The organism is Cytophagia bacterium CHB2, assembly GCA_030263535.1.
In the GTDB taxonomy this organism is placed as follows: Bacteria; Zhuqueibacterota; Zhuqueibacteria; order Zhuqueibacterales; family Zhuqueibacteraceae; genus Coneutiohabitans.
The window spans coordinates 1-12543 of record SZPB01000021.1; the positions used below are offsets into that span (position 1 = coordinate 1).

Annotated in this window: 15 protein-coding genes; 11 read left to right on the plus strand and 4 right to left on the minus strand. The window is 52.5% G+C overall.

All coding sequences use genetic code 11. From position 1 onward, the window contains the following. Positions 1 to 49 precede the first annotated feature (49 nt). The 3 genes from FBQ85_03915 to FBQ85_03925 form a co-directional block, all read right to left on the minus strand. The gene (locus tag FBQ85_03915) at positions 50 to 1003 is read right to left on the minus strand and encodes a hypothetical protein (GenBank protein MDL1874303.1); all 954 of its coding nucleotides are present in this window, start codon (positions 1001 to 1003) and stop codon (positions 50 to 52) included. Positions 1004 to 1161: 158 nt separating this feature from the next. After that, positions 1162 to 1623: a hypothetical protein gene (locus FBQ85_03920; protein MDL1874304.1), complete on the minus strand. Its 462-nt coding sequence runs from the start codon at positions 1621 to 1623 to the stop codon at positions 1162 to 1164. A gap of 61 nt (positions 1624 to 1684) precedes the next feature. After that, a complete protein-coding gene (locus tag FBQ85_03925; GenBank protein MDL1874305.1) occupies positions 1685 to 3817 on the minus strand; it encodes a TonB-dependent receptor in 2133 nt (710 codons plus the stop codon). A 556-nt stretch (positions 3818 to 4373) separates the two neighbouring features. Here FBQ85_03925 and FBQ85_03930 point away from each other — a divergent pair. The 4 genes from FBQ85_03930 to FBQ85_03945 all read left to right on the plus strand — a co-directional run bounded on the left by FBQ85_03930 (position 4374) and on the right by FBQ85_03945 (position 7813). After that, entirely contained in the window at positions 4374 to 4940 is a 567-nt protein-coding gene (locus tag FBQ85_03930; GenBank protein ID MDL1874306.1) for a metal-dependent transcriptional regulator, read from the plus strand. Positions 4941 to 5010: 70 nt separating this feature from the next. Further along, on the plus strand, positions 5011 to 5313 hold the full coding sequence (locus tag FBQ85_03935) for a ferrous iron transport protein A (GenBank protein ID MDL1874307.1): 303 nt from the start codon (positions 5011 to 5013) through the stop codon (positions 5311 to 5313). A 90-nt stretch (positions 5314 to 5403) separates the two neighbouring features. Further along, entirely contained in the window at positions 5404 to 7557 is a 2154-nt protein-coding gene (gene feoB / locus FBQ85_03940) for a ferrous iron transport protein B (GenBank protein ID MDL1874308.1), read from the plus strand. A gap of 49 nt (positions 7558 to 7606) precedes the next feature. Then, complete coding sequence (locus FBQ85_03945) at positions 7607 to 7813, plus strand: hypothetical protein (protein ID MDL1874309.1); 207 nt, start codon at positions 7607 to 7609, stop codon at positions 7811 to 7813. Between the two features lie 173 nt (positions 7814 to 7986). Here FBQ85_03945 and FBQ85_03950 read toward each other — a convergent pair whose 3' ends face one another. Continuing rightward, the gene (locus FBQ85_03950; protein ID MDL1874310.1) at positions 7987 to 8556 is read right to left on the minus strand and encodes a leucyl/phenylalanyl-tRNA--protein transferase; all 570 of its coding nucleotides are present in this window, start codon (positions 8554 to 8556) and stop codon (positions 7987 to 7989) included. Positions 8557 to 8664: 108 nt separating this feature from the next. Here FBQ85_03950 and FBQ85_03955 point away from each other — a divergent pair, with 108 nt between their 5' ends. The 7 genes from FBQ85_03955 to FBQ85_03985 all read left to right on the plus strand — a co-directional run bounded on the left by FBQ85_03955 (position 8665) and on the right by FBQ85_03985 (position 12458). Continuing rightward, positions 8665 to 9117: a DUF2269 family protein gene (locus FBQ85_03955; protein MDL1874311.1), complete on the plus strand. Its 453-nt coding sequence runs from the start codon at positions 8665 to 8667 to the stop codon at positions 9115 to 9117. 80 nt (positions 9118 to 9197) lie between these two features. Continuing rightward, positions 9198 to 9656, plus strand: coding sequence for a nucleoside deaminase (locus tag FBQ85_03960; protein ID MDL1874312.1), 459 nt, complete (start codon positions 9198 to 9200; stop codon positions 9654 to 9656). 165 nt (positions 9657 to 9821) lie between these two features. Then, positions 9822 to 10766 carry a phenylacetate-CoA oxygenase subunit PaaI gene (locus FBQ85_03965; GenBank protein ID MDL1874313.1) on the plus strand — a complete coding sequence of 315 codons (945 nt, stop codon included), beginning with the start codon at positions 9822 to 9824 and terminating at the stop codon, positions 10764 to 10766. A 4-nt stretch (positions 10767 to 10770) separates the two neighbouring features. After that, positions 10771 to 11091: a metal-sulfur cluster assembly factor gene (locus FBQ85_03970; GenBank protein MDL1874314.1), complete on the plus strand. Its 321-nt coding sequence runs from the start codon at positions 10771 to 10773 to the stop codon at positions 11089 to 11091. A 66-nt stretch (positions 11092 to 11157) separates the two neighbouring features. Beyond that, positions 11158 to 11373, plus strand: coding sequence for a hypothetical protein (locus FBQ85_03975; GenBank protein ID MDL1874315.1), 216 nt, complete (start codon positions 11158 to 11160; stop codon positions 11371 to 11373). A 3-nt stretch (positions 11374 to 11376) separates the two neighbouring features. Beyond that, complete coding sequence (locus FBQ85_03980) at positions 11377 to 12249, plus strand: hypothetical protein (GenBank protein MDL1874316.1); 873 nt, start codon at positions 11377 to 11379, stop codon at positions 12247 to 12249. After that, positions 12249 to 12458, plus strand: a complete 210-nt coding sequence (locus FBQ85_03985; protein MDL1874317.1) for a hypothetical protein — start codon at positions 12249 to 12251, stop codon at positions 12456 to 12458. Before FBQ85_03980 ends, FBQ85_03985 begins: the two co-directional genes overlap by 1 nt. Positions 12459 to 12543: the final 85 nt, after the last annotated feature.

The window sequence follows — 12543 nt, forward strand, 5'->3', positions numbered from 1 at the left end:
CCCAGATTTTCACACCGTCTGTGTTTTGCAGCGCCGCCTGGAGTTCAGGTTACAGCGCCCACATCAAGCCGGTGCGCACATTCACTTTTTCAGTTTGCACGCCGTGCAGATTTTCCACTACGGGAATTTGCACCTGGCTGCGCAGCGACATCACGCCGCCGAGCCGCACACGCAATCCCGGAGAAAAATACACCGCGGTGCCGCCGCTGTTGACGTCGCTTTGACCGCCTTCGTCGTCATAATCGGCGACGCGGCCGTTGATTTCGGCGATCACATCAAGCGCGCCGGCCAATCCTTTTTGCGCCGCAGCATTGAAGCGAAAAATATTGCCGTAAGCAAAATCGTGATCATTCGCGCCGTTGGCTTGATAGCTCGCGCTGAAAAACAGCGGCACATTGCCGGAGGCATGCAAAAGCTGCACGCCGAAAATGCCGGCCCACGCGCCGCTGCCGGTTTGCAGATGCTGATTGAGCCGCTCGCCCGCGTCATCGTTTTGATCGGAAGCGCCAAGCGGAATGCGCCCGCCCGCGAGGCCGTGCAACTGCCACGCGCCGCCAAACTGCAAGAGCTGCGCAATGGCCAAAACTTCCGGATCGCCCAAGCCGTTGGCGGTTTGCGCGCCCTCAGCCGTGGAGATGCGATTGAACGTGTACGGCGCTGTGGCCATCAACATAATCCGGCTGCTCAGGCCATATTTCAGCGAGAGTTGCACGTCATTTTGCAAATGTGATTCCGGCACTTCGATTAAATGTTGCAAGCGCTGGGGAGAGCCGGTTTTGGCCAAACCGTGACCATGATCGTCCTCATGAGTATTGTGCAAATGCACGCTGTTTTTGCGGGTGTTGAAATGTTCAACCGCAAAAAGCAGGCGTCCGGCGTCCAGTTTTTGAGCATTGTTGAGAAAGAAACTCTGATCGCCGCAACGGCAGATCGAGCACGGCAATGCCGCGCCGGCGTAAAGCAAACAGGCGAAAATGGCCGTTCGCATACCAAAGGTTTTCATAAAATCTCCGTGGAGAGTTGATGCTCGTGATATTTGTGGAATCTCGACAAAATCGTGGCGCAACATTCATGCTGCGAAAACTAATTTTTTTCAACATGAATGTTGAACCACGACACAGTTCAAAATCAACCCTGAGCGGGCAGAACAACCGTTTTTATTCAACTCCAACGGGGCGGGGGATCGGGCGGGAGGCGCGTAAAATCGCGGTGAGAGATTAATACGAAAAAGAAATTCAAATCCTGGCAGGCAAGCCGGGGCGCAATATCATCAACACGCTGCGGCAACGCCTCCCAGCGCAGCATGAGAAACAAATCTTGCGGCGTGGAAGCGCCGCAAGAGGCGTAGGCATGAGAATCGTTTTGAGCGGAGGCCGGCTTTTCACCGCAAGCCTGGCCGGCTGCTGCGCCGGTGCAGCAACAGACGCCGCTGCAACCGTGCGCGCAACGGCTGTGCGCAGGCGCGCGTTGTCCATAAAAAACCGGCAGCATGTGCACGCCGCCGGTAACGGAGAACAACGCCATCAGCAACACGCCGCAAAGCGCGCGCGGCAACCGGCGATGAATGTAGCAGGCGCAAAACATGTGTGGCAAGATATAACTCTTTTCGTCTTGCGCAAGCATGATGTCACCACCGGTGGCGGCATTTTCAGCGGAGAAATTTTTGCAACTTTGCCGCCGTTCCTTAAAACGCGTACCGGCTTCCCACCTGCACCAGCCGCGGGCTGCCGACTTGAATGCCGCGCGTGCGATCGACGATGTAGGTTTTGTCCGTAAGATTCTTGACGGCAATAAAGAACGTCATATGCGCAGGTTGAAGATGATAATTGAGCGCCGCATTCAAAATTGTGTATGCTGCCAGCTCGCCGCGCTGGCCGTCGGCTGTTGGCGTAACAGTGTTGGCAAAGTCGGCGAACTGCGCGCCTACATGCACAGCTTCCAGCAAGGCATCGAAGCCATGCGCGGCATACCCGGCCGCAGCGGTGAGCATGTGCTTGGGCGCATACGGCTGGCGGTTTCCGGCGGCGCTGCCCGCGATGATTGCGCCGCCGACCACTTGAGAAAACGGCGTGGTTTGCTCCGCTTCCGGCAGCCAGGTGTAAGCGCCGTCAACATAAAACCCATTCTCAAAACCATAACGACCGGAAAGTTCAACGCCCTGGAATAACGCCTCGCCCTGCGAGAGCGGCGTGCCGCCGCCGGCAATCGAGCCGACCGCGATCAAGCGCGAGAAATCATTTCTAAAAAACGTGGCCTGAATCAAGCTTCCCGCCACAGGCTGAAACCGCGCACCAAACTCCCAGTTGGTCGACTCTTCCGCTTCGACTTCTGTAGACGTGCCGGTTCCGTCGATGACGTCTTCCGTGCGCGGCGGCGCGAAACCGAGATGCACGCCCGCAAACATCGTTAGCGCGTTCGCGGGATTCCACGTCGCGCCCAGGCTGGGAATCCATTTACTCAAATCATCGGATCCGGAAAGGCCGCCGGGTAGCCGGTTGGTGCGGGAGGAATTGATATGTTCATAACGCAGGCCGGGGGTGAGGGACCATGCGCCGAGAAAAAAACGGTTAACCAAAAACGCAGAATAGGCCGTGGTTTCACGCAAATTGTCTTCTGCCACTGAACCGGTTCGTGCCTTCGACGAAGCGCCATTCATTTGCATGCGATCCTGATTTTCAAAATGCGCTTTAACGCCGGCTTGCAACTCGCTCGCAACGCCGAAAGCTGTGTGTGCCAGTTTCAGGCGCGGCTCAACGCCCCAGGTGGTATAATCGCGCAAGCGGCCTTGCGCCGAGTTGAGCGTGTCAGGGTTGACGCGCAAACCTGCCAGGCGGGCATCTCTAAAAGCCGTGCCCGCTGCGCCGCCTTGCGTATCCGTCGTCGTGCTCGATTGCCGCCACCAATCACGGCTGAAATTGGAAAAGTACAGATTGGTGGTCAGCAGCGTGCTTGCACTCAGTTGGAGATTGTGTGTTGCCGAAGCGCCATAGCGTCTGATTTCGAAATTATCGTTTTTGAAGGGATTGTAGCGCGCGCCGAAGTTGCGGTATTCCGCTTCCGTCAGGCCGCTGTAACCCACTTGCGAGTCTTCGGTGAGCGCGTTGGCGCGCAGTGTGAGCGCCTGGCTTTTGCTCAAAGCTGCCACGGTTTTAAAATTCACGTCATTGAGTTTTGAATGGATATTATCGCGCGCGCCGTCGCCCTGCTTGCGCGTATAATCCAAGACCATGCGATGTCCGCCGAACCGGAACTTGCCGTCAAAAAAGTCGCGGCTGCCGCCGCTAACAGAAGCGAAGCCCGCGAGTTTCACTTGCGGCGCGGGCGTGATATAATTGATGATGCCGCCGATGGTCTGTGGCCCGAACAAAATTTGTCCGGCGCCTTTCAATAGTTCGATGCGCTCGAAACGGTCGATGGGCGGATGATAGTAGCTCGCATTGTCGCCATACGGCGCGTAGGCCAGCGGCACACCGTCTTCGAGCAACGTGAGTTTGGTTGAGCGCGTGGGATTCAAGCCGCGGATGCCGATGTTGGGCCGCAACCCAAAGCCTTCCTCGTCGCGGGCATTTACTCCGGGAAGCTTGCGCACCGCTTCATTGGCTGTAAACGGCCGACTGGCTTCCAGCGTGCGCAAGTCCAGCACATTTGCACTGCCAGGAATGGCAGCAAGATTTTCCGTTTTGCCGACGACAACAACTTCGGGCATGACATAGGAAGTATCGCCGGAAACGTCAGCAGTTTTTTGCTGCGCCCAAAGTGTGCTGGCGCAGAGGGCGGCAAGCGCCAATGGCCGCAACATCTGTTTCATGATGAACATCGCAAGATCCTCCTTCAGATTTAGGTGCACAGGTGACGGGGATTTTTTCCCCTGAGAATTTTCATCACGAATTAATAGCCGGAAGTCATCTGACTGCCTCGCAAAAACAATTCTGTTCTAGCTACAATTGGCAAAAAATGAATCATAAGTAATTTGTAAGTAATTAATTTATGGTTCATTTTTATACATGCTTGGATTTTTAGAGCGAAGAGCTAATAAAAATCAAAAAGATAAACGCACAACTTATAGTAAAATAAGTAATAAGCATTTATGTAAATTTTTCCTGATAAAGCCTTCTTGATTCCTTTACAGTCTTTTTGATTTAATATTAAAACAATGTGAGTTAATATAATCCTGAAGGTATGTCGATGCAACATTTTTTTTACCAATAAACAAGATTTTCCTTGCTTCATTTTACCACAAATGCTAATTTCAGGCGTTTGAAATATAAAACAATGAGTTATAGACCAAATCAATTAACCAGATAAGTGAACATTTAAAGCTGAGTTTGAAATCATTGACTTGGGCGAACGGTGATTTTGCGAGGAAATAAATTATGAACACAAATGTCTGGAAGGAATTTGATCAAAACGTGATCAGTCACAGCGGCGCGCATCATCTGATGGCGATTGACGGCTTGCTGCGCAAGCAAGGCTATGCACGTGTGACCGATGTCGCCAAATCACTGAACATTACACGCGGCAGCGCTTCGATTACACTCAAAGCTTTGAAGGAGAGAGGACTGGTCGAAGAAGATGAGAATAAATTTCTGCATCTCTCCAAGAACGGCAATTCGCTGGCGCAGAAAATCGAATCGAAACGCATTATTCTCATCAAATTCATGAAAGATGTTCTGCACGTTTCGCCGGAGCAGGCGGAGATCGACGCCTGTAAAGTCGAACATCTCATCAGCATCGAAACCGGCGAGCATCTGCTGGCCTTTTTGAAATTTCTTTTCTCCGGCGATCAGCGGGCGGTTGATTTTTTGAAGGCCTTCTTGAGTTACAAAAACGCGTGCGGCGACATCACGCAATGCCCGGTATGCGAAACGGATTGCTTGATCAATACTGACTTCAGTGAAACCTCCAAGACTGGCGGCAACCGTTTCACCGTGAGCAAATAAAATGCGCCCGGCGCGCATTGATCATGGTGCTGAACGTATTTGTTGTTTAATTCATGTTCGAAAGGTTCATATGATTACCACGACGTCTGCTCCTGCATTGTTGTTTGAGACCAGTGACAACAACGATTCCACGCCATGGCAGCCTTTGGCGCATTTGCAGCCCGGCGAAGCGGGCGTGATTGCCGGGTATCATGAGGAAGTTGGCGATGATGCGCGCCTCGCGGAACTCGGTTTGATTTCCGGCGCCGGCGTGCGCATGGTCAAATACGCTCCCCTGGGCGATCCCGTGCAGCTTTCCGTGCGCGGCTTTCATTTGACCATTAGCAAAAAAACCGCGCAGGGCATTTTTGTGAAACCAGAGGCGCGCAAATAAGGATGTTTTGCCGGCCTTTTCTCATGGCAGCATACTGCAGAGTTTTTTTTCGAAACCTACCAAATCTTCATTATGTCTTCGACCCTCACTATGCGACCACTACGGAGTAGCGCGCCCCTGACAAAGTCTGCGCGTGTGTTGCTTGTGGGGAATCCGAACTCCGGCAAAACGACTCTCTTTAACGCCCTGACGGGTTTGCGCCAGAAGGTCGCAAACTATCCCGGCGTCACCGTCGAAAAAAAAATCGGTTTGCTCGAAGGCCCTGATCACGTCCATGTCGAGCTTCACGATCTTCCCGGTCTCTACAGTCTTGCCGCCAATTCTCTTGATGAACAAATAGCCGTCAATGAAATCACGGCGCGCCAAACGCCGCCGGATTTAATCGTTGTTGTTGCCGACGCCACCAATCTTGAACGCAATCTCTATCTCTGCGCACAACTTCTCGATCTCGGCCTGCCGGCATTGCTGGTGTTGAACATGATGGACGAAGCTGAACGCAGTGAAATCCATATCGACCTTGCCGGCCTGGAACGCAAGCTGGGCGTGCGTGTTTTGGCCGCCTCGGCAAAAAAGGGCAGCGGCATCGAGGAAATTCGTCGCGCGCTTTTTGCCGCGTTGCGTTCGCAAGCAAACGTGAAGACGGGATTTTGGCAAATTCCCAAGCATATCGCGCAAATTTGTAAACCGGTGACAGGTTGGTTTCAGGCCAACGCCGCGATGGGCGCCCGCCGCGCATTTGCCGAAGCGCTGCGCACGATTTCGGATGAAACCGTATTGAAATCCTGGGCGAAGCATCCGTATGCTTCAGAATTGCAGGGCCTGGTGAAAACCAGCCGCGACGCATTGGTGAAGCAGCATATTCCCTGGCGCCAGACCGAGGCCGCCGCGCGTTACGCCTGGGTTGATCAGTTGATCGCAGAAAACGTGCGCCATGGGCCTGCGCACCGTCTCACGCGCAGCGAGAAAATCGACCGTGTGCTCACGCATCGTGTGTTTGGGCCGGTGATTTTGCTCGCGGTTTTGCTGGTGATTTTTCAGGCGATTTTCACCTGGGCTGAGCTTCCCATGACGGTGATCGAAGAGTTTTTCACCCGGATGCAAGAGGCTGTTGCGGCCGCTATGCCGGATGGCGTTTTGGAAGATTTGATCGTCAACGGCGCGATCACCGGCGTGGGCGCGGTCGTGGTATTTTTGCCGCAAATTCTCTTGCTGGTTTTTTTCCTGGCATTGCTTGAAGAGTCGGGCTATCTGGCGCGCGCGGCATTCATGCTGGATCGCGTCATGGCAAAGATCGGTTTGCAAGGCCACTCCGTGATTCCCTTGCTTAGCTCATTTGCCTGCGCCATTCCCGGAATCATGGCGGCGCGCACGATTAAGAATCCTCAAGATCGGTTAATCACGATTCTAGTCGCGCCGCTGATGAGTTGCAGCGCGCGCTTGCCGGTCTACACGCTCATGATCGGCGCGTTCATTCCGAACATAGCGGTGCTGGGTTTCATTTCGTTGCAAGGCCTGACGTTGTTGTCAATGTATCTCCTCGGCATTGTCATGGCTATCATCGCGGCTTACCTGCTCAAGCGTTTCATCATCAAGGGCAAAACCCAAGCATTTCTGATGGAATTGCCGGCCTACCGCCGGCCTTCGCTGCGATCGATCCTGTGGCAAATGTACGATCGCGCCAAGGTTTTCGTTCTCAATGCCGGCAAAGTGATTTTGGCGATATCGATCGTCTTGTGGTTTTTGGCGAGCTATCCGCGCGCAGCGGCTCCTGACGGCGAGCAAACTGCGCAAGCAACGGAAACCGCCGCAGAAAATTTCGAGATTTTGAACAGCTACGCCGGGCGGTTGGGCAAGTTCATCGAACCGCTCATTGAACCGCTCGGCTTTGATTGGAAAATAGGTATCGGCTTGATTACTTCATTTGCTGCGCGCGAAGTCATGGTAAGCACCCTCGCCACGATTTATAATGTGCAGAACGCCGACGAAAGTTCGGTCGATCTGCGTGAAACACTGCGCAGCGAAATCAATCCCAAAACCGGAGAGCCGGTTTATACGCCGCTGGTGGCCCTGTCGCTGATGGTTTTCTTTGTGCTCGCTTGCCAGTGCATGTCAACGGTTGCAATCGTGCGCCGCGAAACCGACACCTGGCGCTGGCCGATGTTCATGATGACTTATATGACAGTGCTGGCCTATCTCGGCTCGCTTGTTGTGTATCAAGGTGGAAAACTTCTCGGGTGGGGATAATCACGTAGCGGTATGCTATGAAAATAAATTTGATTGAGATGAGAATCAGATGAATTGGCAGGAAATCATCGTTTTCGGAACAGTCGCCCTTGCTGCACTTTACAGCAGTCGGGTGTTTTTGCAGCAATTTGAGATTGGCGAGAAGAAAGGCCCGGCAGGTTGCGCCAAGTGCCCGGGCTGTGCACTCACGCAAACAAATTCCTCGACTGCTCCACAATTGATCAGAATTATTACGCCGGCGCAGAAGGCGGGATGACACGAATGTCGCGAAAACACAGTGCTTGAGTTTTCATGGTTGTAATTTTGACCCCACCGGCAAGCAAACCTTTCAAACTCAAAGAAGCATCGTTTTAATAATCTACTCATCTCCTTGAAACCACGAATACACGCGGTGAAGCTTCAAGAGCAGTGTGCCGGGCATGAACGATTTCAATAAAACGAAACCTTTTTGCGCAAGGCCATATGCAAGCGCGCCAGATATTCTTCACGGGAAATTTCAATTGCGCCGAAAAGCTTGAGCGTTGATGTCATCATTTGCGCATCGTGCAAGACATAGCCGCGCTTTTTGAGATGTTCGGCAAGCGCTGCCAGCGCAACCTTCGAGGCATGCGAAACCCGGAAGAACATCGATTCGCCAAAAAAAGCGCCGTGCAACGCCACCCCATACAACCCGCCCACCAGCTTGCCATTTTGCCAGGACTCCACGCTATGCGCAAAGCCCAACCGGTGCAGATTCACATACGATTGAATAATTTCTTCGGAAATCCAGGTGAATTCGCGCTGGGCGCAGGCGCGCATCACGCGCTCGAAACTGCGATCAAAATAAACGTCAAAACAGCGGCGGTTGAGGATGCGCCGCAAATCGCGCGGCGGGTGAAACGTCTGCACCTCGAGAATGGTGCGGGGATCCGCCTCATACCAACTGATTTCGCCGCTCTCGTCCGCCATCGGGAATATACCCTGACTATACGCATCTAGTAATGTTTCTGCCGGTATCATAAAGTGATCAAAAAATTCTCTGCCTGATCTTGCCTTGACATTTTTTCCGGGCTTGCCTATCTTGCGCCACAATCAACGTGCAATGAATCATGAACACGGAGGAAGGACATGTCTGGCGATTTCATCACGAATCTGCTCAAAGTTCTGCATTTATTTTTCATCATAATGGGCGTGGGCGGCGCGCTTGGCCAGTTTCTTCTGGTGCGGCGTTTTCGACAGGCGCATCCCAGTGACGCGGAAGCAAGCGAAAAAATGGCGGTGGTGTTGGCGCGCTTCCTGGAAGTTTACGGCTTGTTATTCGCCTTGATCACGGGCGTACTGCTGGCTTTTAAGATGGAAGCGTTTCGCAACGGCTATCTGCACGTCAAAATCCTGCTTGTGCTCATCGTTGTGGGGTTGAGCCACATGGAATTGAGCAATCTCAAACGCATGGTCGCTTTGCGTGCCGCTGGCAAAAGCTCGGAAGCCGGCCAACTTAAACAAAAGCATTTGATGTTGACCTCAGTAAGCCTGCTGTTGATCCTTGTCATCACCTGGTTGGTTGTATTCAAGCCATTTTGAGCAATCTATATGATTTCGGCTTTCAGCGCAAGTTTTTTGATGTCGAGTCGCAATCCTGCAAGAGTCACAGTTGAGGCGATATGAAGGTGGAAGGACATTTTCTTCAACAAGCCATTGTATTGGCAAAACAAGCACGTGAGCGCGGCAATCACCCTTTTGGAGCTGTATTGGTGTTAGATGATCAAGTCGTGCTGGCGGCGGAAAATACCGTGAACAGTGAAGCCAATCCGACGTGTCACGCCGAAACCAATTTGGTCCAAATGGCGGTGCGCGTGCTGACTCCTGAGCAAATCCGGCGGGTAACGTTGTACACAAGCTGCGAGCCATGCGCCATGTGCGCCGGCGCAATGTACTGGGCGGGAATTCGTAAAGTGGTTTATGCCCTGTCGTGCGACGAGTTGGCCACGTTTGTTGGAAACGATTTTCTTATGCCGTGCCGCGAGCTTTTCGCCCCTGCAAACGAGAACGTGGAAGTCGCCCGGCCATTTCTACCCGACGCCGCGCGTGCGGTGCATTTGAATTTTTGGCCGCAAGCCTAGCTGTATAAGATTGCAATGCGGTTTCTAAAAAATATCCGGTCAGATCAACCCTTGACATTGCAGCCTCGGGTTTCTATCTTCGTCGCCGATTATTGAGTTTTATCATCTCTTGTCATCCGAGAAAATAAAAGCTGCTATTGCCCTGAAATCAGCAAAAGGATCATCATGCTACCTCCTGAAAAAGATGCCGAGCTGCGCCAAAAAATCGCCAACGGCTTTGTGGTCGAAACGGAAGAGCATATGACGCCGGGCTATAAAGCTGCCCTGGAAGTCATACTCACCGTGCAAGGCGATACGGAGTTGTTGAGTGCGCCGGCTTATTATTTTGCCTCGAAAGATGCTCCTACCATCAACAGCCGTTTGGCGGTTTACGCCATCATTCAGGATGAACTCGGGCATGCGAACATCGCCTATCGTTTGCTGGAAGATTTGGGCGTGTCAAAACAGTGGCTGATGTATGGCCGGCAGCCGCATGAGTTCAAACATCCCTACGGTTTCGATCAGGCGCTGGAGAATTGGGCGGAGATGGTGGTCGCAAACGGCTTTTTCGATCGCGCCGGCATCACGCTGTTGGCGGATGTCCACAAGAATTGCAGCTATGGTCCGTGGCAGCGCGCCCTCACCAAAGTCGATCGCGAAGAAGTGTTGCATTTGCGCCATGGCGAAAGCTGGATGAGACGCCTGGCAAAGGCAGGAGGGGAGGCGAAAAAAGCCTTGCAGCGCGCGGTCGATTGGATGTTTCCCATGACGCTGGAATGGTTTGGCCTGCCGGATCAATTGAAAAAGCACAACGATCAATTGGATTACCGTTTGAAAGGGTTGACGAACGATCAACTTCGCCAGGTGTGGATGAGCGCCACCGTGCCGTTGTGTGAAAGCATCGACATCCGTGTGCCCGCGCATTACGACGAATCCAAGCAGGCGTATGTGATTGAATACGAATTCCCGGTGGAATATGACCCGCAGGCAAAGCGTTGGCTGTTCGATCAACCGATAAGCTGGCAGCAAGTGTTTCAACGCTGGAAAAAACGCGGTCCGATGAATCATATTTACGTGGATATGATTCAGGGCAATAAGACGGGCACGTTCGGCGGCTTGCAGTGGAATTAAGCCCGTGAAAAGTCCATTGGATGAAAAGGCCGTATGGCAGGCGTTAACGGAAGTGATGGATCCGGAATTGCCGATTAGCGTCGTCGATATGGGCTTGATTTACAGCGTAACCGTGGCGCAGAATACGATCGACATCGAAATGACGTTCACGGCGATTGCCTGCCCGGCGATGGATATGATGATCGGCGATATTCGTGATAAGATTGACTCGCTTGCAGCCGGCGTTTCAACACGCGTCAGCGTGGTGTGGAATCCGCCGTGGACCAAAGCGCGGCTTACGGACAGAGGGAAGGAAGTGCTGCAGAGTTTAGGCATCGCCACCTGAATGGCGAGAATGTTCACCTGTGAAAGATAAATGCATGTAACCCGGAACGCTCAACCCAAGATTGCCATGGCCACCCAACAAATCTATGAAGTTTTTGCGCGCAAAACTCATGAAGAAGCGCTGGTACACGTGGGCAGCGTCAATGCACCCAACGACGAGCTGGCGAAAGTTTACGCCTGGACAGCTTACGACGAAGAAACCTGGGTCGAGATGTGCGTCGTCTGCCGGCGCGAAATCATTCCGGTATTGAATCCCGTTGAGAAACCGATATGGGGAAATTGAAATTTGATTTTCGCCGCGACAAGAAACGAAGAGGGTTTTGTGACAACCTATAAATCTGCAGCAGAGCTTTCACCCAAAAGCAACGACTATTTGCATGCGCTCTTGATCGCGCTGGCCGACACCAAAATGCTGCTGGGCTTTCATTATGGCGAGTGGACATTTGGCACGCCCGCGTTGGAAGCGTGCATCGCCGCATGCAGCATGTCACAAGATGAGTTCGGGCATTTGCGCCTGTTTCATGCCTGTTTGAATGCGCAATTTCAAGATGACCCGAAATATCTCATCGAACAGCGGCCGCTCACGCAATTTGCCAATACCGCTTCGCTCGACCATCCGCTGGCGCAGTGGTCGGATTTTGTCGCGGTGAATTTGCTCACGGATGGCGCGTTGACCGTTTTATTGACGGCGTTGCAGCGTTCCGCATTCGAGCCGGTGGCTAATTTTATCGACAAAATGCTGGAGGAGGAAAAGCATCACCTGCGCAATGCGCAAGGGTGGTTTCACACGCTGGCAACACACAACGCCGACACCAAAGCCGCGTTGGAAGAATCGTGCCGGCGCGTTTTTCCGGCCACGCTCGAATGGCTTGGACCCGCCGATCATGAGATGATGCGCACGCTGGAACATGACAAAATCATCAACATGTCATGGCAAGAGCTGGAACAAAACTTTCTAAATTGGATCGGCCCGCTTGCAGCGGCGCAGAACGTCGCCATGAGTCTCGAACAAAATGGCAAGCACTGGCGTCAAAATTTTTCTCTCGACTTTAAAAATTGGAGTTATCAGACGCGACGTTGTACAGAGTCACAGCCCGAGGAAAAGTTGATGTATCATCTCAAGGGCAGTAAAAACGCCATTTTCAAGCTTGGAGAATAATGAAACATACCGATGTTGCTCTCCTCGTTCGATGTCCATTTTGTGGGTCCGCAGAAACGCGGCAAGAAGCCGCTTTCGGCACAACCCATGCGTATGCGCAATATTTTTGTCAGGCCTGCCGCACACCTTTCGAATGGATTAAATGGGATGACAACGCGCCGGTACACGATTTGCCGGATTTTTTGAAATCCAAAACATCAACAACGTAAAAACGCAACACGCTTGACTCTAACCTTCTTTTAAATACCCTGCCGTGACGTTGTCCTTTGGCACGTATCAACTGATCAAATTTGA